We start from the raw sequence: 17678 nt of genomic DNA, 5'->3' as shown, positions 1-17678 counted from the left end.
GGCAAAGGTAGAGAAGTCTCAACAGGACAGAAAGAAGAAAGTTATCACATCATACTTGACCTGCCGGTTTAGTTTAGAGGTTTGTTTAGGCTGTTTTTTTTGAAGGTGGCGTTTGGTTGTTGACACTTTTACCCAGCTATTCTGATGCCAGGACTGATCACCAGGGGTGGATAACCGTATTTTCAGGATGGAATGCAATAAGCAGAAACCGGACGTATATACGATCAACAGGATAAAAAAAGAAGAGAGAAATAATACAGATTGAATGAATCAAAAACATAAGCTTTAAAATATCGATAATAGAGTTATTTGAATTAGTTATAGTTGCCAATAGCTTAACGTAATAATTTGTTAAGATAAGATAGTCACTTTAAGTTTATAAAATATTGTCAAAAATATGTTTTAAATTACGCAAATATAGATTATACTGTGTTCAGATAGAGATCTCCATCATACCGATGAGAGGAGTACAAAAAGATAATTATAAAAAACAGAAAAAGAATTGGATTCAATGGAATGAACACGACAAATTTCATTGTAATCAATATTATAGTCTGAATCCTTTTAGAAGAATACTGGCAATAGGCGCAATAGATATGGTCAATTCTAACGATCCATTTATTGGGTGTAATTCCACCATCAAATAAGTACTAGTGTTGCGTTTTATTGACTTTTATATTAATGAGACTTTGCACCATTAGAGCCTTGCACTTTATATAAAGATCTAATGGCAATTCTGTCTTTCGAGAATAAATATAAAAGTCATTGGGACAGATCACTAGAATACCGATGATTTGCAGACAGAAGATTTCATTTTTGACGATTTCCATTGTGTCTGTCCTGGATAAGTAGACATGCATTTATTATCCCTTGTAAAGAGCGTGATTGTTCAGTTGTTTTTGGTAGGGAGTACCAAACTACGTTTCGGATTTTCTATCCAGACGCATGCGGATGTTCCTTTGAACGTATTTTGGGAGTGCAGATTGGATAGATCTTGGCACATCACACTCCTTTTCTTGCCTTATCGGACAATTCAAAAGTGAGAAGTTGAAGCACCAATCCTATTGCTTTCGGTCTGCTTTTTGAGAACTTGGGTGCTTGAAGGATGGATGTGAGTATTTGCATCCCTTGATAACAAGGCTGCAGTGTGGTGGGATTCTCCCTCTATGCTTATCCTTTACAGGTTGTCGGTGAATACCGCCCAAATAGACTTTCTGCTGCTACAAGCAAGCAGGGAGAGCATTGACTGACCAGGGAAACTTACCCAATATCGATGTGGTCAATGGCAATGGTATCTCAGTAGACCAATCTATCAAATAGATTGTACTTGATGAAGGGATCGTCGTTTCTGAACATACGATTCAAATGATGTTTAGATAAAAGACAAAGTCAGGAATAGGAAGAACTTGGATCTGCAAAAAACTTCTTGATCTGTTTCAAGTCGCATTGAGTTTCAGTATTACAACTCATGGACTTGATGACCAAGAAGTGGAATTGAAAAACAACGGTTCTCTTTTCAAATAAGACGATCCCTTTATCTTGCACACTTGCAATTTACATTCTACCGAAGCAATCATCCAAAGCTGAAAAAACGATGATCATCGCTACTGGAAAGAATTGGAAGGATATGCAAAGCGGGTAGGATACTCATTTCTAAAAGATTCAGATGTAACTGTACCAAAGATGTTTGACAAGAATTAGTTAGAAAACTGTTCAAGTTTTCGGGAAGGATACAAGTATGTCAAAACAAGCTCTGGTTTTTGCGGTTTTATCAGCTGTTCTGTTTTTAAGTCCTTTGCCTGTATGTGGAAATGAAGTGGCGATTCATACAGACAATAGTGATGTGAGATCAAAGTCAATTCAAAAGAATGCTGATCTTTATGAATTGAATGTGAAAGAAAGTCTTAATGTTGACTCTATAGTCAAGTCTAATACCGATGGTGGATATAGTCTTCAGAATCTCTTTTGGGCTGAGGAACAACTGCTCTTCGCCAATTTTATTGAAGAGATCGACAACTCTGATCCCCTTGATCGATCAAACGAGACACAAACGATTCTTTATAACGATGATCATGAGATTATCAGTCTGGATCTAAGCAAGCAAAATCTGACCAATCAACAGCTTCTCAATAAACTGAACAACATGGACCTGACCTACTCGCTTCGCAGCCTCAACATCTCAGGAAATCAGTTAACCGGAACCTTGGATATTTCTGTTTTTCCTAATCTCTGGTTTCTTGATTGTTCAGACAACCAGTTATCCAACATTGTTTTTTTATCTTCGCAAACGCAAAATCCTCCACATCCTTATGGACTGGATTGTTCTGGGAATAAGATTCTCTGGCTTTCTGCAGGGATTCTCGCCAATCCCGATGACTGGGCGGTTACAAAAGACGTGTTAATCGAATACCAGGGCTGCCAATGGGCTGCAAGCCTTCCTACCGTATCGAACGATTTCAGCGATCAGTCAGTAACACTTTCTGTAGATACCGATCAGGATACTTTTGACTTTCGCGACGCAGTTCCTGAAATGGAGGTGCGCAACCTCTCGTTAAGCGGTGTTGACAAATCCAAACTGATCAACTGTGACTTTTACGCCGGGCAAAAGGGCTTTATCTATAGCGAACATCTGATCTATGGTAGTCAGGACACGGTGCCAATCAGTGGCACACTGAGCGTAACCAAAAGTGGAAATCATTCGACAAACACCTCTAACAACAATCCAGATCTTTCCAAACCCCTTACTGGCCAAAACCCCAACCAGCCTTTGCTGCCAATTGAAATTGTTGATCCTTTAGACCCATCCGTTCCTGGTACGGTTACAGATCTCCAGCAAAACGCTGGCAGTGTCAATGCGTATCGACTGTACAATCCAAACTCAGGTGAACACTTCTATACCGAAGACCTGGTTGAACGTGACTTTCTGATCAACATTGGCTGGAAAGATGAAGGCGTTGGCTGGATTGCCCCAAGACTTTCCACAGTTCCGGTCTATCGCCTCTATAACAGGAATGGTGGCGATCACCACTACACCGTATCGATCGATGAACGCGATGAACTGAAACGCCTTGGCTGGAAAGACGAGGGTATCGGCTGGTATTCCGACGAAGGAAAGTCCGTTCCCCTGTTTCGACAATACAACCCCAATGCCAAAGCAGGCTCGCATAACTATACTCCTGACCAGTATGAAAACGACTTCCTGGTCAAAGTCGGATGGCGTCCTGAGGGAATTGCCTGGTATGGCCTGCCTGGATCTGAGCGAAGATAAACCCGCCCATTTCTTAATTCGCCTCAAATAGGATTGAACTGACTGTCAGTATCACCCAATATTCATCTGTTTTCAGTCCCAACGCCATAGCAATCTTTGATTTATATTTCCGTTTATTTCAATCTGGTTATATCAGACCGGCTAAGCTTTAATCGAATTTAGCGGCAATCAGTTCTTCACAGATCTGATTGTCGCTTTTAAGATTATGAATACCCATTGTTAGGAGTAGTCCTTCATATTTGTTGGTACTTTGCGATTGTGTGGGAAATGTGGATGGATGTGGTCGGATCGCATTTTAATCGCTCCGTAAGTCAATGGGATACCGATTCTCCATAATGGTTGAAACCTCAATGGAAATTGGTCCCCTTTAGGCGACCACCAATAATTTGTGGAGGGTACCTCCAAGAAAGTGTGGGAAACCACAATTTAGTTTGGAGGAGTAGACCAACCACCCACAATCTTGGATATTCGTGAAAAGCCAAATGGCCGGAAACACGTTCTTTAAAGGTGTTTCCGGCCATTTGGCGGTTTTGATGAATTGTTCAGGCAACTAACTGATCATTATTTTAATGCTAATCTTTATATCTTTCTTATCCGTACTTGGAAGCTTCTACTTCACTTTCAGTCCATTCCAGGCAAGACCTTCACCATTCCATCCAAGAGAAATCAGATGGTCATATTCAGCTTTATTTGTAGTGTAATGATGGTTTCCAGTTTTTGCATTCGGGTTGTAAAGGCGATAGACTTCAACAATGTTTTTGCCAGTATCATTGGCATACATGCTGATCCCCTCATCTTTCCAGCCAAGTCCAACCAGAACATCCTTTTCGTGGGCATCTTTTGTATAGTGATGATCCCCGGAGTTCGGATTGTAAACACGATAAACGGGTTCACTTGACTGTTTCATGGAAATCCATTCGACTTTTTCGTTGTTCCATCCTGCTGTCGTCAGGTGATCTCTTTCAGCCGCACTGGTCGTATAGAAATGTTCTCCAGTATTTGGATTGTATAAGCGGTAATTTTCTGAATGCTGTTTCGAGTCAAACTTTGGAGAAGTATCAGCGGGTTTTGCCGGGTTGGAAGGTGTATTTGAGCTAGGATTAGATGGAGTATCGGTTCCTGAGCTTTTAGTTTTGAATTTCAGTGTGATATCTTTGCGCCAATTGTCTTTGAGACTGTACTCGAGGTATCCAAGCGGCTTATAGCTGTCATCATATGCATCGGCTGAAAAATAGGCTTGCAGCTGACCGTCAGAAACAACAGGCGCGTAACAGTCATTTGGTTTCCCGTTGACTGTCTGAACTTCATAGCCAATATAGGCGATATCTCGATCAATTTTGTGGATACTTCGAATTGCCTGCGTGATTTTATCAAATGAAATTGTCCCAACAACCGCATTTCTGTTGAAAACTGTATCCTTATTCAAGAACTGGAGGTAGGGAACCTGACGGAAGGGGACAATTTGCGTTTCTGCATATTCAATGGTGCTGAACTCAACATTATCGAGATTGATGTCAAATTCTTTGCCGTCTACTTGGCAGTGGACTCTCAATCTCGACATAGCATACGGCAGCTTGCCAGCATAGAAATCGAAATATTTCATCGCAGGGATACCTGCATTACTACCATTCAAACTGGTAAAATTTGGCACCGGAATATTCGGATTGCTTTGATCCCACGTATCTGCTGACTCTGCAAAACGATATTCATCCTTAACAGAGTCATACAAAATATAATATGTCCATTCAAATTCCTGACCTTGCTCGCGTCTATACAGATGGTAACCGGCATCTTCTAAATCTTTCGGCAACTTGGCCTTGACCCTGACTACATAAATTTTTGTATCTTTGTTTGTTTTCGAAGTCCAAACATCATACAACGTTGATGTTGAGTCAGCAAAAGAGATTTTTCGATAGTCTATGACTTTTTCATCATCGTCTGTTACATACATCGTGTAGAACAGATCTTTATTTTTACAAATCTTCTCTTCCCATGGACCGCCTGTTCCGTAGAAGTTATCTTTGACATCCTGCGGAACAACAGGCTCATTATAATCAGTAGCACTTTCAGAAACTGCATCGAATTCCGTGGCGTTGATAAGCATTGGCGTGCCATGGAAAGCTAGAATAGCGGTAAGTAAAGCTAGTGTTTTTGAATGTCGCATTGTGTATTTCCTTTCTCGTATTGGTAGGAGAGCAATCGGATTATAGGGTGGACTTAAAGTAGCAGTTAGCGAATGCCAGCTTATAACGGACAAAAACTCCTGAACTTTTCAGAAAATTGCAACCAAACACCGATATTTCATTTGTAGTAAAGCGGAAGGTCACTATGACCCCTTTATATAAAGTGATATTAAAGCTAATCATCCGCTTTTATCTGGAAGAATCGCATTCAAAGTTCGGCTATATCGGCTATAATTGTAACCAAAGTATTTAACTAACAAAGTTCTTCCATCTTCATAGTTTATAGATACAAATGATATATCAGTTTTTTAACAAATGTATAAGAGTTATCTCAATAAACCGATCTATAATTTGATGATTCACGATTACAAATCGTTGCAAAGTTCAGGAAACCTATTCACTCCAGTAAAGAAGTGTGAACAGTACAATGTCATTTAGCTTAGTTTTTGTCCACCATCCGTGTACAGATGGTGGATTTTATGTTTTCTGGTTTAACGAAAATTAACTTTGACAATAGCTCCATAATTATCTAATTTAATCCTTATCACGTTGAAAACATAACTTTATAAGGAGGAAAATATGGCAACTAAAGTTACTTCGCCGTACAGGATTTATCAAAAATTCATGAAATCCCTTGAGGAATTTGCCTACAAACAGGAGAAGATTCTTGCTTCTGAAACAGGAGCTTTCTCACGCAGTCATTATCGATCATCAAAAATAAACTTGTTCCATTTCCTGAATACATCCATTATCGGGAATGGGGCAACACTCTCCGATTTGTCCATGAACTATTTCGGCATGGGCAGTGTAAGACCATCTGCTTCAGCACTTGTTCAGACAAAAACCAAAACTCCAGTCAGCGTATTTTCAGCACTGCACAAAACCACATTGGCACTTTATTCCATGGATAAAAAATATAAAGAACACAGGGTAATCGCTTTTGACGGAACCAATGAACCTGTTGCGCCAAATGAAGATGAACCTGACTACATCATTTATACCAAGAACAAGGAAAACATTATCCGGGCCGGTATTCACGTTAACGCAGCCTATGACGTACTTAATGACAAATTTTTAGCCATCGTCACTCAAGACCAGAGGTCCAAAGACGAACGGGGCGCTGCTATGAAAATGGTCAAGGAGATTCATGAAGCTTATCCTGGCGAGACATTTCTCTTTGTCATGGACAGAGGGTATTTCTCTTACCCATTATGTAAGCTTATTGAATCCTTAGGGCACAAATACCTCATACGTATGAAAGAACGAGAGTATAGCTGCCTGACTTATACAGAGCTTGACCATACAGAAGACCAGCAGATCAGCCGCATTCTTACCCACCACCAAAGAAAAGGGGAAAAAGAAAACCCCCAGATGAAATACCTGGTCAAAAAATCAATGAGACAGATTGACCAAGAATCTGAATTTATTGATTTTGACTGCAGGGTGGTAGCTATCGAGATTGGCGACAACGTCTGGGAAGGACTGATTACCAATCTGGATGAAGCAGAATTTCCTCCGGAGGCTCTTGGATTTATTTACCACCTAAGGTGGCGAATCGAGCAGAGTTTCTCCTGGCTTAAATATGGAATAGGAATGAAACGTATCCACTCGATAAAAGCAGAATACATCATTCAGGAGATTTATTCATCCCTTATCTTCTACAATCTGGTTTCCGAGATCAAAAAGTGTGTTCTTGAATCATCTCAATCAGATAACAAAGAAGAGAATCAGACAACTTATGAATACCAAATCAATACAACTAAGGCGATACGGGCTATCAGGAACACGTTCACCCCGAAGTGGACGAAGAATCGAACGATTCGTCAAATTACAAAAGCGGAGTTTCAGGCTCTGACTGAGGAGCTGCTCAGAGAAAAACTACCTGTTCGACCAGAGAGGAGCTTCAAACGAAATCTCCATCCCAATCGTTTGATATGGTTCACTTACCGATAAGTGCGTTATACGCGCATTTAACGAATGTTATGTGCTTGTTAATTTCTTAAAAGCAGCTCTTATCAAAGAGTTGTTTTTAGTGCACCTATTTGGACGAATACATCCAGATTAATCAATATATTTTGTGCTTATTTGGTGCATATGAATGGATGAGGACCGGATTCAGTCTCGATCATTCACTTTGTCTTCAATTTTGAGACAAAGTTTAAAGTCATATTTTTCTAGCTAAATGACATTGGTGAACAGTAACTAAAAAGACCTGTTCCACCAGTCAGCACCGAAAGAGATCCACCATTCAAAATGAATACCATTTACAGCACCATTATAATCACATATTAATATTCAATGGCCGTTAGGTACCGAAATGACCGCATATGGTACCCAACGGTAGAATTCAAATTCAAATATCCGGAAACAACTTAACTAAGGATCAGGGATCTTATACAGACGTAGCTTTTAACACTAATAGTCCTGACGAATGAATAAGCTTGCAACATTCGTACTGTTGATTAAATAACAATGTCTAACACGAGATGAGTTTGTCTATCGTATTTTGGGTTATTGCCCTTAGGCGCAAGTCCTACCACCTATAATGGTGACAGTAGCAAATGGCAATCCAATGAAGATTTTGACCTGGACAAATCTATCTGAAAGGAAAATCGCCGAGCGCCTGAAAGAAGACTACGGAATCAATATCAGCTATGTTGAAGTCGCTGTCTATCTGAAAAAGATGGGATACAGCCTGCATGAGAATCGAAAAATGCTTCAAGTGGGTAAAGAATCTCCCGAACGGGACCAGCAGTTTCAGTTTATCAACAATAAAGCAAAGGAATTCATCGAGAATGGCCAGCCCGTCATTTCTGTTGACGCGAAGAAAAAAGAAAATCTGGGCAACTTCAAAAACAACGGAAGAGAGTATCGCCCCAAAGGCGATCCAAGACTGGTGAATGACCACGATTTTCTGGACAAAAAACTGGGTCAGGTCGCTCCTTATGGTGTTTATGTTGAAAATAACAATACAGCCTTTGTCAATTTAGGAATCGACCATGACACCAGCGACTTTGCGGTAGAAAGCATTCGCCGCTGGTGGTGGACAGTTGGTCATGCCACTTTTCCGAATGCCACGCGCCTATATATCACCTGTGATGGTGGAGGCAGTAACGGAAGCCGCTGCCGTTTATGGAAAAAAGATCTTGCCAAGCTTGCTCAGGAGACTGGACTGGAGATCTGGGTCTGCCATTTTCCACCAGGAACAAGCAAATGAAACAAGGTCGAACATTGTCTGTTTTGTTATATCAGTCGAAACTGGCAGAGCAAGCCACTTTATGATATCGAGACAGTAGTTGAGCTGATTGGCCCTACAACGACAAAAACAGGACTGAAGGTTAAATGCGTTGTAGATGATCACAAGTATTCAATCGGCAAAAAGGTATTGAATGATGAAATGTCCAAAATCTATATCACATATTTCGGGAGTAAAGCACATTAGAATTACACAATTAAGGGGATTAAGTCTAAATAACGAATGCCCAAGATTGTGAGTGGTTGGTCTACTCCTCCAAACTAAATTGTGGTTTCCCACACTTTCTTGGAGGTACCCTCCACAAACTATTTGTGGTCGCCTAAAGGGGACCAATTTCCATTGAGGTTTCAACCATTATGGAGAATCGGTATCCCATTGACTTACGGAGCGATTAATTTTTTTCGAAGCGGCCCTTTACAGTGGGCTGCCCCCTGGTAGACTGCCAGCGTCCCTATCGGGAGATATTTTTCAACCGACCGGGACGCTTTTTAGGGGTCCAGGGGGCAGGGGTCCCACTGTCAAGGGTTTAAGCGGAGGAAAAATTTATGAGCGGATCTGGCTGAAAATACATCTTGATTTTCAAAAACAATGAATATCAATATACATCATTCGCCTTATTTCAAATCAATGATGTTTTCTCACATTATATCGTCGCTCTACGATTAAAATGTGGTCCGACCACATTCACCACACAATCGTAAAGCACGAGCAAATGTAGAGGACACAAAAAAATGAGGTTTTGAAACCTCAAGCTATTTTAAAGCTCACAGGTATCAAAACCTCATGAAATTTTAGAGTATCTTTATAAAATCATCAAATTACTTAATAGCGTTCCAAGCAGTTCCTTCTTCAAGCCAACCAACAGACACTAAGAAGTCGTTTTCTGCAGCATTCACAGTATAGTTATGAGCACCTGCAGCTTTCGCATTTGGATTGTATTCGCGGTAGACTACTACAGACTGTGGCATTGTGTTATCAACTACGTTGGCAGCAGCTGGGAAAGCAATTTCATTAGACGAACCAGTATATGAATACCATCCAATTCCTTCATATTTCCAGCCATATGTGACTAATGTATCGCGTTCAGCACTATTCATAGTGTAGTGATGATCACCTGCATTTGGATTGTAAAGTCGATAAACAGGTTTAGAACTTTCTACTGGAGATGTCCAGCCAATTCCTTCATCCTGCCATCCAAGACCAACTAAAACGTCTTTTTCCTCAATATCTTTGGTGTAGAAATGCTCACCAGAATTTGGATTATACAGACGATTTAAAACGTCCGCTTTAAGAACCTGTACGTATAAAATAGGTCCGGTATTTGAACCATCAACGTAGTAATTGTACTGAGCCCCATTAGACTGAATGTTTGATAAAATTCCTTCATCATAATCCATTTCAACTGTCGAAGGCTCAAATACGTTATACATTACAGAGTCAATATCGAAATCTTCATAGTTTTCTTTTAAATTAACTGCATTATATTCTGGCGCAATGTAAATTCTCTGACTAGAGAAGTCCGAGTTAGCGACATCTAAGCCAGCAGTCTGCTTAGTGGTCAAATTAAGAGCAGCCATGTGGTTGTAGGATACATTAAGTTTAGCATTCTTAAAAGACACTTTAGAAAGATCTAACTTATTCAGCTCATTATGAGAAACATTCAGGTCAGTCACATCAGTTAATTTTGGGAAATCCAGTTTCTGAAGGACGTTATTGCTAACATCAATATATGTAAGCGCGGCAGTTACAGCTGGTAAATCAAGACTATACAGTACGTTATCTGAGCAATCTAACTTAGCAATATTGTTACTAGCATTTAAGTTCAGAGTATTCAGAGAGTTATTGTCAACAAGAACATCAGTCAAGATTAAATTTCCTGAAAGATCAAGATTGGCAACATTAGTGTCCTGAACAGTTACAGTCTGTAATCTTTTATTCTGAGAAAGATCTAATGCATCAAGACTTGGTGCAGTAATAACTGTAACATTATTGAGGTTAACTCCACCTGGAAGATCAATTGTGTTAAGCACTGGTGCATCTTCTACGTATAATTCAGCTAATTCAGCATTATCAGCTAAATTAACAGTATTTAACTTAGCTGCATCGATGATGCATACATTTTCTACTTTAGTATTAGCGCTTAAATCAATATTCTGAAGAGAAGCAGCACCATTTACAATCAAGGTTTCGAGATTTGAAAAATATTCAATTCCAGTTAAATCAACAGCATCAGACTTAGTGATAGTAGAAAAACTAGGAGCAGCAGTAGGGTCAGTAGGCTTTACGGTTTGATCTTTACCCTTTCCAGTTACGGTAAACGTATTAGTAGGAAGGGCATAAAAATCTGTAGGATCGGTCGCAGTTGGAGATGTATAACCAGCAACGTCGCCAATTGCAATTGTGGTTACAGCATCAAGAGCAGCCTTTGATAATCTAGATCCGTATTTAATAGGAGTTGTTTCTTCAATATCTTTAATACTTAATGCATTAAGATAATCAATCAAGCTTGTTCTGAAACCGTCATCAGGAAAATTTGTCGAGTCGATAACTAATCCGCTAGCTGGAACTACAGTACCTGTTGGAGTATTCTGTGTGCCATCTGCTTCAGTAACAACATCGAAGTCTTCAGCGAACACAGCCAGAGATCCTGTTGCGCTCAGAGCCATTGTTGCGGAAGCAAGAGCGGCAAAAATCTTTTTGTTCATATTGTTCCTTATATGCAATCGGTTTATTACTGGGTAGTCAAGCAGTAGAATACTTTGCGTTTGATGATTACCATAAGCGTCAAATAAATCGTCCATATGGAAAGTGGATGTGCATAAACAGTCAGGCTTAATTGAACGGTCACAATGAATTTGCAGAATTTTTGGAAACATTGCCCCTGAAAGATCAAGAAAAACTAATGACCGTAATTTACTTAGTTCAAGAAAATGGATTAGCTATCTCTCAGCGAATGAAATGGGTCAAGAAGATTGACAGTGATATCTATGAAATTCGGTCGCAGGTGGCGTCAAATATCCAGCGGGCTTTATATTTTCATGTATTTGGAAATAGAGATGTAATTACTCATGGTTTTACAAAAAAGACACAAAAGACCCCTGTGAGAGAGATCGAGCATGCAAAAATGTTAAAAAAGGAATTTGAGGAGAGTGATCAAAATGGCAACAGTTAAATTTAATGAATATTTGAATAGTAAAATGCAGGATGACGATTTTAAAGAAGGGTTTTTAAAAGAGAAAGCGATTTTAGAAAGTTCGCTTGCCGTATATCTTGCAAGACAAAATGCCGGGTTATCTCAAAGGGAACTTGCCCAATTATCTAAAGTTCCCCAGTCTACAATTGCCCGAATAGAACGTGGAGATAATACAAGAATTGATACCATTAGCAAAATTGCAACAGCATTAGGAAAACGTCTTACAATCACTATTCAATAAGGGATTTCATGCGAGTATTGCGTTTCATTGACTTTTATATTAATGAAGCCTTTCATCATTAGATGTTTGCACTTTATATACAGTCCTAATGGTAATTCGCTCCTTTGAGATCGCTCAAGATTCTTGATCATCGTCCAAATGGCGTTAGATACAACACCGAACGTGTTGTAGATCGTAATCAGAATCTCTTTTTTGACACCAGCTTATCCTTTCAATATTGCAAATATCAGGGAACGAAAATGAAAATCAGGAAGAAATAGATACATATACTTTACGATGTAAACCAAATAATCGACGAAAATAAAGTAAACTCCTATAATAGAATTATGAAATGAGCGCATGCTTTAAAACAATGCTTAATAGGGGGATTCATATATGAGCACAGTACCTACTCAGATTAGAATAGATGAAGATTTAAAAAAACAGTCGATGCAGATTTTTAAGTTATTGGGAATCGATATGTCCAGTGCAGTGAATATGTTTCTCAGGCAGTGTGTTATGCGGGGCGGTCTACCGTTTGATGTAGTCGTTCCGCAGTATAAACCAGAGGTTATTGAAGCCATGGAAGAAGCTAAAAGAATTAGCAAGGATCCTGACACTAAGAGATATAAGAGCTTTTCTGAAGCTATGGCGGATCTTGATTAATGGCGTATGAGTTAATTCTTACTCGCAACTTCAAGAAAAGCTTGAAATTAGCCAGAAAAAGAGGTCTTGATATTGCTCTTCTGGAGAATGTAGTGAATATGCTTCAGAACAATATTCCCTTAGAAAAAAAGTACGAAGACCACAGCTTAAAAGGTAAATATCGAGGATTCAGAGAATGCCATATTCAACCTGATTGGCTGTTAATTTACTTGAAGGAAGATGATGTTTTAACACTGACCTTGGTAGATACAGGAACCTATGCTGATTTGTTAAATATGTAATAGCCTTATTCACCTAACGGCTTGAGAATATTCCTTAATCTAACTGTTGCTGTTCTGTTCCGATCACATTTGCGATTACTCGCACTTATTGCCTGTCTCTCGACTTGAGCGGCAGGCTTTTTGATTTATGTGAAATTAGGTTACGAGCTAGATTTCCATGAGATCATGGAAGTAAGAAAGTGTTGAATATTGGTATTTACGGACAAACTCTTTGGGGTGAAGCGGGGCGCTTCCAACAAGATGCCCAATGTATCCTTCAACATAAGCTACGGCTTCAGCAGCAATTCGCTCAAGATTCTTTTGGACTGCATTGAATTCATCCTGATCAATGGCAACTTTCTTATTGTCCAGGTAATTATCCTTGTTGATCAGAACTATTTTTGAGTAGTCAAGGCCAGATTTTGAATGAATGGATCGTTGAGTGAAGTTAGAATAATTAGTGGACAAACCGAATAGAGTTTATTCCTAACCGGTTCTATGTCATAGAGTTACAATTCGAAACGAACAGGAGAGTATTTCTATGGCAAACAAACGGAAACAAATTACTGAAGAGCAGCGAAGAGACGCTCTTCAATATGTTAAAGACCATCCCGATCTGACGATGAAAGAATGCGCAGACAACCTTGGAATTGGGCTGAGCACTTTGAGTCGATTCAAGACACAGGCCAAACGCTCAGAGGATGGTGAACCGGAATTTATTGGATCTGGTCATTATACCAATCCAGTTGAAAAGGAAAATGCCCGTCTCCAAAGGGAACTCAAAGATGCTCTTGAGGCGCTAAAGATCTTAAAAAAAGCTATAAGCATTCTGGGAAATTAAACTCCACGCTCTATAGCCTGGTACACGAAGAAAGCGAAAAAGGAGAAGACTTCTCCGTGGCCAGAGTGCTTAAACTACTCGGCCTCTCCAGATCTGGTTATTATGCCTGCCTCAATCGAAAACCCAGTAATCAGGCGATACGTAAAGAAGATGTGAAAAAACAAATACAAAAAATATATGATCAGAGTCACCAAAATTACGGTGCCCCGAAGATTGGAGTTCTTCTACGCAGGCAAGGCTACACGATTACAGATCGAACCGTCGGTACCTATATGAAAGAGATGGGTATCCGGGCACAATGGATAAAAAAGCCACAGCGGCCTTCAATTATCCCAGGAACGGATCAAAAGCTCAGAAACATTCTGAAGCAAAAGTTCAATCCTGATCAACCAAATGCGGTCTGGTGTACTGATATTACCTATATTCACACCCGACAGGAAGGGTTTGTCTATTTAACCTGTATCATGGACCTCTTTTCAAGAAAGATTATTGCCTGGAAATTATCCAGAACCATGGAGGCTGAAGATGTTCTGGAAGCGCTGGAAACGGCTAAAATCAGGCGAAAATCCGATCGGCCAATTGTATTGCATACAGACCAGGGTATCCATTTTACCTGCAGCCACTATCAGAATCTGACTTCCGATATGATTCGCAGCTACTCCAAAAAAGGGTACCCTTACGATAATGCCTGCATTGAATCCTTCCATTCTCTAATCAAAAGAGAGTGGCTTAACCGATTTGAGCTGGAAAATTACTGGCAGGTCTATCGCTTATGCGATCAGTATATCGAGAGTTTCTATAACCCGGTACGAATTCATAGCCACTGCAATTACCTGTCTCCAAACACCTTTGAGCAGATGAAGGCAAGTTCTAATGCACAACCATTTACAAATGAAAAACAGAAAACTGCATCCGCAGAAAAAACGGATAGTGGAGGATGATAGCCGCGTTGCCAGGATCCAGTTCTCGAAAGGCGCAGCCGCTCGAGAACGTGAGCTGTCATACGGCATCATAGGTAGCTTGAAAGACTTTCACCGTCGCTTCGCTCGATGGAAGACCTGAGTGCACAGGCGGTCGTAGGCTGACAAGGGTTTAAGCGACAGCGGCCCTTTTCAGCCGTAGACCGAATGTGCGACGATGGTCATCGAGCAAGCGACGAGTGAAAGTCCCACACACCTCACCGGAGCGAGCTGCGGTCCAGCGTGCCACGCTGGTGCGGTCCAGCCGCAGAGGCTGGTCGCCGATAGGCGAAACGGAAAACGAACAAATAAGGCTAAAGGAAAGCCGCAGAAAAAAGTAGTAAGGGCTTCTACTGATAAGAAACCTCTATTTTAGTTGTACTAAATCTTGACATAGGACCAGAGTTCCATGGAATAAAAAAGCGTTTTTGTGGTTGATGTGTGAGCGGAAAGGAATACAGATGTAATAGTTGTAATGAGTTGCAACTAAGAGACAGCTGTATGGACGACCTAATTTGTACATGAGTTCTGGGTAATCTGCTTTGGGATAATCGTTTATAAAATCTTGAGTCAATTGGTAAATGTCTGCAGTAAAATCCATTTTCGACTTCCTCTCGCATAAAAAAAACGGGGAACACCTTTCAGTGTCCCCGTTGGATTCTTCGCTCGGTCAATTTTTATTTTACCGACGAGTCAGAACCGTCACTCGTCATCTTCGCTCGGTCAATTTTTATTTTACCGACGAGTCAGAACCGTCACTCGTCATCTTCGCTCGGTCAATTTTTATTTTACCGACGAGTCAGAACCGTCACTCGTCATCTTTTAGCGAAGTTGAGAATCGATTGCTCTTTTCCTATTTCTAGTTTACTGAATAAAGGTTCAGGTCGCAATAATAATGGTGTTTAGGAGGTAAAGAAGGGCAGAAATATGGTCAATAAAGCTATTTCCGTCCTTGTTTAGTTTCGGGCATCATGTCAGATGAAACGCGGAACAAAATACTTTGCCACTCTGATGGTAGACCACGTATTTTCGTTTTCGCGTTTTCTGCAAAGGTTATCCAGTTAAGTATCCAACTTGATGAGAGATCGGGCTCTCTAACCTGCAACCCTAGAGGGCGCTTGGCAACCTATAAATAGTTGTAATCAGACTCGAGGAATTTATACTTTGCTTGTTGTCTGCTTATGATTCTTTAATTTCCTGATCGTAGACTTTTTCAATAAAGCCAGCCAGATCAGAGTGCTCTGACAATTCGTGCTCTCTTCCGTGCTTTTTCAGATAGGTGGTCACTGCGTTAACCATGTTTAAAGTGTTGGTTTTACCTTTGCCTTCTCCAAGGGAGAAAAAGTAGTCCTGATCTCTTTTTGAGATAATTGGTCTAAATGTTTCGAGAGTAGTCATGTTATTTTTACCTTTCTTTTTGATGCTGATCAACATTTCTTCTGCCAGGCTTCTGGAGTTTAACAATGCGGTCATCGTTCGAATAGTCTCTTCGACGTGTTTTAATGGATGGTTGAGTTGAGGCACTTCTTCTTTATTTCGAAGAGCTTTGATCACAACGGCAATGTCGTGGAGATCCGACTGAAGGCAGTCGATCTGTTCGTTACTCAGACCTCCGAGATCGATTACTCTTACGCGAAAATCCGAATCAGTTTTGATTTCCGGAATGTTTTGGACCTCAACTGGACTCAGGTTCTGCAGTGACTCACCTACGCTTTTAGCCTGCGGCCAGGGTTTGTCGATTCCAAAGTATAAAACAATCGTTAATACAGCGCCTTTTTTCTTTTCCAGCAGCATCTGGCTCAATTCCATTTCGTTCGAACTCTTGGTATGAAGAGAAATGTATGGATCAATAGAGGATCTGTTTTCAATACCAAGGCGCAGATAATACTTTTCGCCATTTTCCAGTTCGTGGACGATCTGTTCCATCGAGACGTCGCGTTCAATCTCATGCAAATCATTATCCACATTTAATACCGGCAGGCGGGTAACAAGATGCTGGAGTTTATTCTCAGAAATATTGAGAGGGGCAAAATCATCGACCAGGTTGATGACATCCGCAAACACATCAGGATGCGAGAGTAAATGCTTGGATGAAATGTCTTTATTGTGATTTCGAGAATTCGTTTTTTCTGCCTGTGGAGCAGGGCTTTCTGTTTGTTTACTGCTTGTGTTATTGATTTTTGGCGGAGCATTATGATTATTGTACATACAATCTCCTTTGGATTCTCCAATAGTAAAGACGAATCCTAAAATTAAGTTTTGAATCCTATAAGGCGACAGTCTGGTTTGCCTCTGAAGGTATTGGTTGTCTGTCTGCCAAAGGATTACCTGTTCAATCTCTTTTAGATTGAATGGAGATTCAGCTAAAGCCGTATGGATAAACTGCGATCCACAGATATGATCTGCAACGGCTTAACTGATTCCAGATGCTTGAACGAATGCTTATTTTCGCTCAAACTGTTGTTCTTTAGTGATTACGTCATCTAATGCGGCAAGGAAACCCCATAGCTTACTGTGGGGAGGAATTGCCGCCTACACCTCCTATTCAATGTTTACAATATTGTTTTGTCGCTTATCAATAAGCCATCCATTCGATGACTCAAGTCTTTTTAATTTCTTCCAGGAAACAGAAGCAGATACCGTAGTTCCGTCAAGCATCCTGATATCGAATCTTCCTGACATTCTTTTTCCAAAGATAAAGCATCAATGTCATTTAGCTTAGTTTTTGATAGTTAGTATTGTCCACCATCCGTGCACAGATGGTGGATTTTATATTTTCTGGTTTAACGAAAATTAGCTTTGACAACAACTCTATAATTGTCTAATTTAATC

Annotated in this window: 12 protein-coding genes and 1 pseudogene; 9 read left to right on the top strand and 4 right to left on the bottom strand. The window is 40.2% G+C overall.

Annotated elements, in window-relative coordinates; genetic code table 11:
- Positions 1-1738: 1738 nt before the first annotated feature.
- Positions 1739-3268, top strand: a complete 1530-nt coding sequence (locus U4956_RS03405; protein ID WP_323089042.1) for a hypothetical protein — start codon at positions 1739-1741, stop codon at positions 3266-3268.
- 610 nt (positions 3269-3878) lie between these two features.
- Here the strand turns inward: U4956_RS03405 and U4956_RS03400 are convergent.
- Positions 3879-5525, bottom strand: coding sequence for a hypothetical protein (locus U4956_RS03400; protein ID WP_323089040.1), 1647 nt, complete (start codon positions 5523-5525; stop codon positions 3879-3881).
- A 505-nt stretch (positions 5526-6030) separates the two neighbouring features.
- Here U4956_RS03400 and U4956_RS03395 point away from each other — a divergent pair.
- Together U4956_RS03395 and U4956_RS03390 are read left to right on the top strand one after the other, a co-directional pair.
- Entirely contained in the window at positions 6031-7404 is a 1374-nt protein-coding gene (locus U4956_RS03395) for an IS4 family transposase (protein WP_323089038.1), read from the top strand.
- 592 nt (positions 7405-7996) lie between these two features.
- Positions 7997-8893: pseudogene (locus U4956_RS03390) on the top strand (ISAzo13 family transposase).
- A 632-nt stretch (positions 8894-9525) separates the two neighbouring features.
- Here the strand turns inward: U4956_RS03390 and U4956_RS03385 are convergent.
- A complete protein-coding gene (locus U4956_RS03385) occupies positions 9526-11412 on the bottom strand; it encodes a hypothetical protein (protein WP_323089036.1) in 1887 nt (628 codons plus the stop codon).
- A 131-nt stretch (positions 11413-11543) separates the two neighbouring features.
- Between U4956_RS03385 and U4956_RS03380 the strand changes: the two genes are divergently transcribed.
- From U4956_RS03380 to U4956_RS03365, 4 genes are all read left to right on the top strand, one after another.
- Complete coding sequence (locus tag U4956_RS03380; protein WP_323089034.1) at positions 11544-11879, top strand: type II toxin-antitoxin system RelE/ParE family toxin; 336 nt, start codon at positions 11544-11546, stop codon at positions 11877-11879.
- On the top strand, positions 11866-12141 hold the full coding sequence (locus U4956_RS03375; protein WP_323089033.1) for a helix-turn-helix transcriptional regulator: 276 nt from the start codon (positions 11866-11868) through the stop codon (positions 12139-12141). Before U4956_RS03380 ends, U4956_RS03375 begins: the two co-directional genes overlap by 14 nt.
- 375 nt (positions 12142-12516) lie before the next feature.
- Positions 12517-12786 carry a type II toxin-antitoxin system RelB/DinJ family antitoxin gene (locus tag U4956_RS03370; protein WP_323089032.1) on the top strand — a complete coding sequence of 90 codons (270 nt, stop codon included), beginning with the start codon at positions 12517-12519 and terminating at the stop codon, positions 12784-12786.
- Positions 12786-13067, top strand: a complete 282-nt coding sequence (locus U4956_RS03365; RefSeq protein ID WP_323089031.1) for a type II toxin-antitoxin system YafQ family toxin — start codon at positions 12786-12788, stop codon at positions 13065-13067. Before U4956_RS03370 ends, U4956_RS03365 begins: the two co-directional genes overlap by 1 nt.
- Before the next feature lie 147 nt (positions 13068-13214).
- Here the strand turns inward: U4956_RS03365 and U4956_RS03360 are convergent, their stop codons facing one another.
- The gene (locus U4956_RS03360) at positions 13215-13514 is read right to left on the bottom strand and encodes a hypothetical protein (protein ID WP_323089029.1); all 300 of its coding nucleotides are present in this window, start codon (positions 13512-13514) and stop codon (positions 13215-13217) included.
- A 73-nt stretch (positions 13515-13587) separates the two neighbouring features.
- Between U4956_RS03360 and U4956_RS03355 the strand changes: the two genes are divergently transcribed.
- Entirely contained in the window at positions 13588-13887 is a 300-nt protein-coding gene (locus U4956_RS03355; RefSeq protein WP_323088329.1) for a transposase, read from the top strand.
- A 17-nt stretch (positions 13888-13904) separates the two neighbouring features.
- Positions 13905-14828, top strand: coding sequence for an IS3 family transposase (locus U4956_RS03350; protein ID WP_323091419.1), 924 nt, complete (start codon positions 13905-13907; stop codon positions 14826-14828).
- Between the two features lie 1197 nt (positions 14829-16025).
- Here the strand turns inward: U4956_RS03350 and U4956_RS03345 are convergent.
- Positions 16026-17054, bottom strand: a complete 1029-nt coding sequence (locus tag U4956_RS03345; RefSeq protein WP_323089028.1) for a hypothetical protein — start codon at positions 17052-17054, stop codon at positions 16026-16028.
- Between the last annotated feature and the right edge of the window lie 624 nt (positions 17055-17678).

It is taken from the genome of Allobaculum sp. JKK-2023, assembly GCF_034745455.1.
Classification (GTDB): domain Bacteria; phylum Bacillota_I; class Bacilli_A; order Erysipelotrichales; family Erysipelotrichaceae; genus Allobaculum.
The sequence above is the reverse complement of the archived record's forward strand: the minus strand, read 5'-3'. Positions and strand labels throughout refer to the sequence as shown.

What these genes read in the sequence shown, in the direction of transcription:
- U4956_RS03405 (WP_323089042.1), top strand. Translation starts at nt 1,739, where the DNA reads ATGTCAAAACAAGCTCTGGTTTTTGCGGTTTTATCAGCTGTTCTGTTT.
- U4956_RS03395 (WP_323089038.1), top strand. Translation starts at nt 6,031, where the DNA reads ATGGCAACTAAAGTTACTTCGCCGTACAGGATTTATCAAAAATTCATG.
- U4956_RS03385 (WP_323089036.1), bottom strand. Translation starts at nt 11,412, where the DNA reads ATGAACAAAAAGATTTTTGCCGCTCTTGCTTCCGCAACAATGGCTCTG.
- U4956_RS03375 (WP_323089033.1), top strand. Translation starts at nt 11,866, where the DNA reads ATGGCAACAGTTAAATTTAATGAATATTTGAATAGTAAAATGCAGGAT.
- U4956_RS03370 (WP_323089032.1), top strand. Translation starts at nt 12,517, where the DNA reads ATGAGCACAGTACCTACTCAGATTAGAATAGATGAAGATTTAAAAAAA.
- U4956_RS03365 (WP_323089031.1), top strand. Translation starts at nt 12,786, where the DNA reads ATGGCGTATGAGTTAATTCTTACTCGCAACTTCAAGAAAAGCTTGAAA.
- U4956_RS03355 (WP_323088329.1), top strand. Translation starts at nt 13,588, where the DNA reads ATGGCAAACAAACGGAAACAAATTACTGAAGAGCAGCGAAGAGACGCT.
- U4956_RS03345 (WP_323089028.1), bottom strand. Translation starts at nt 17,054, where the DNA reads ATGTACAATAATCATAATGCTCCGCCAAAAATCAATAACACAAGCAGT.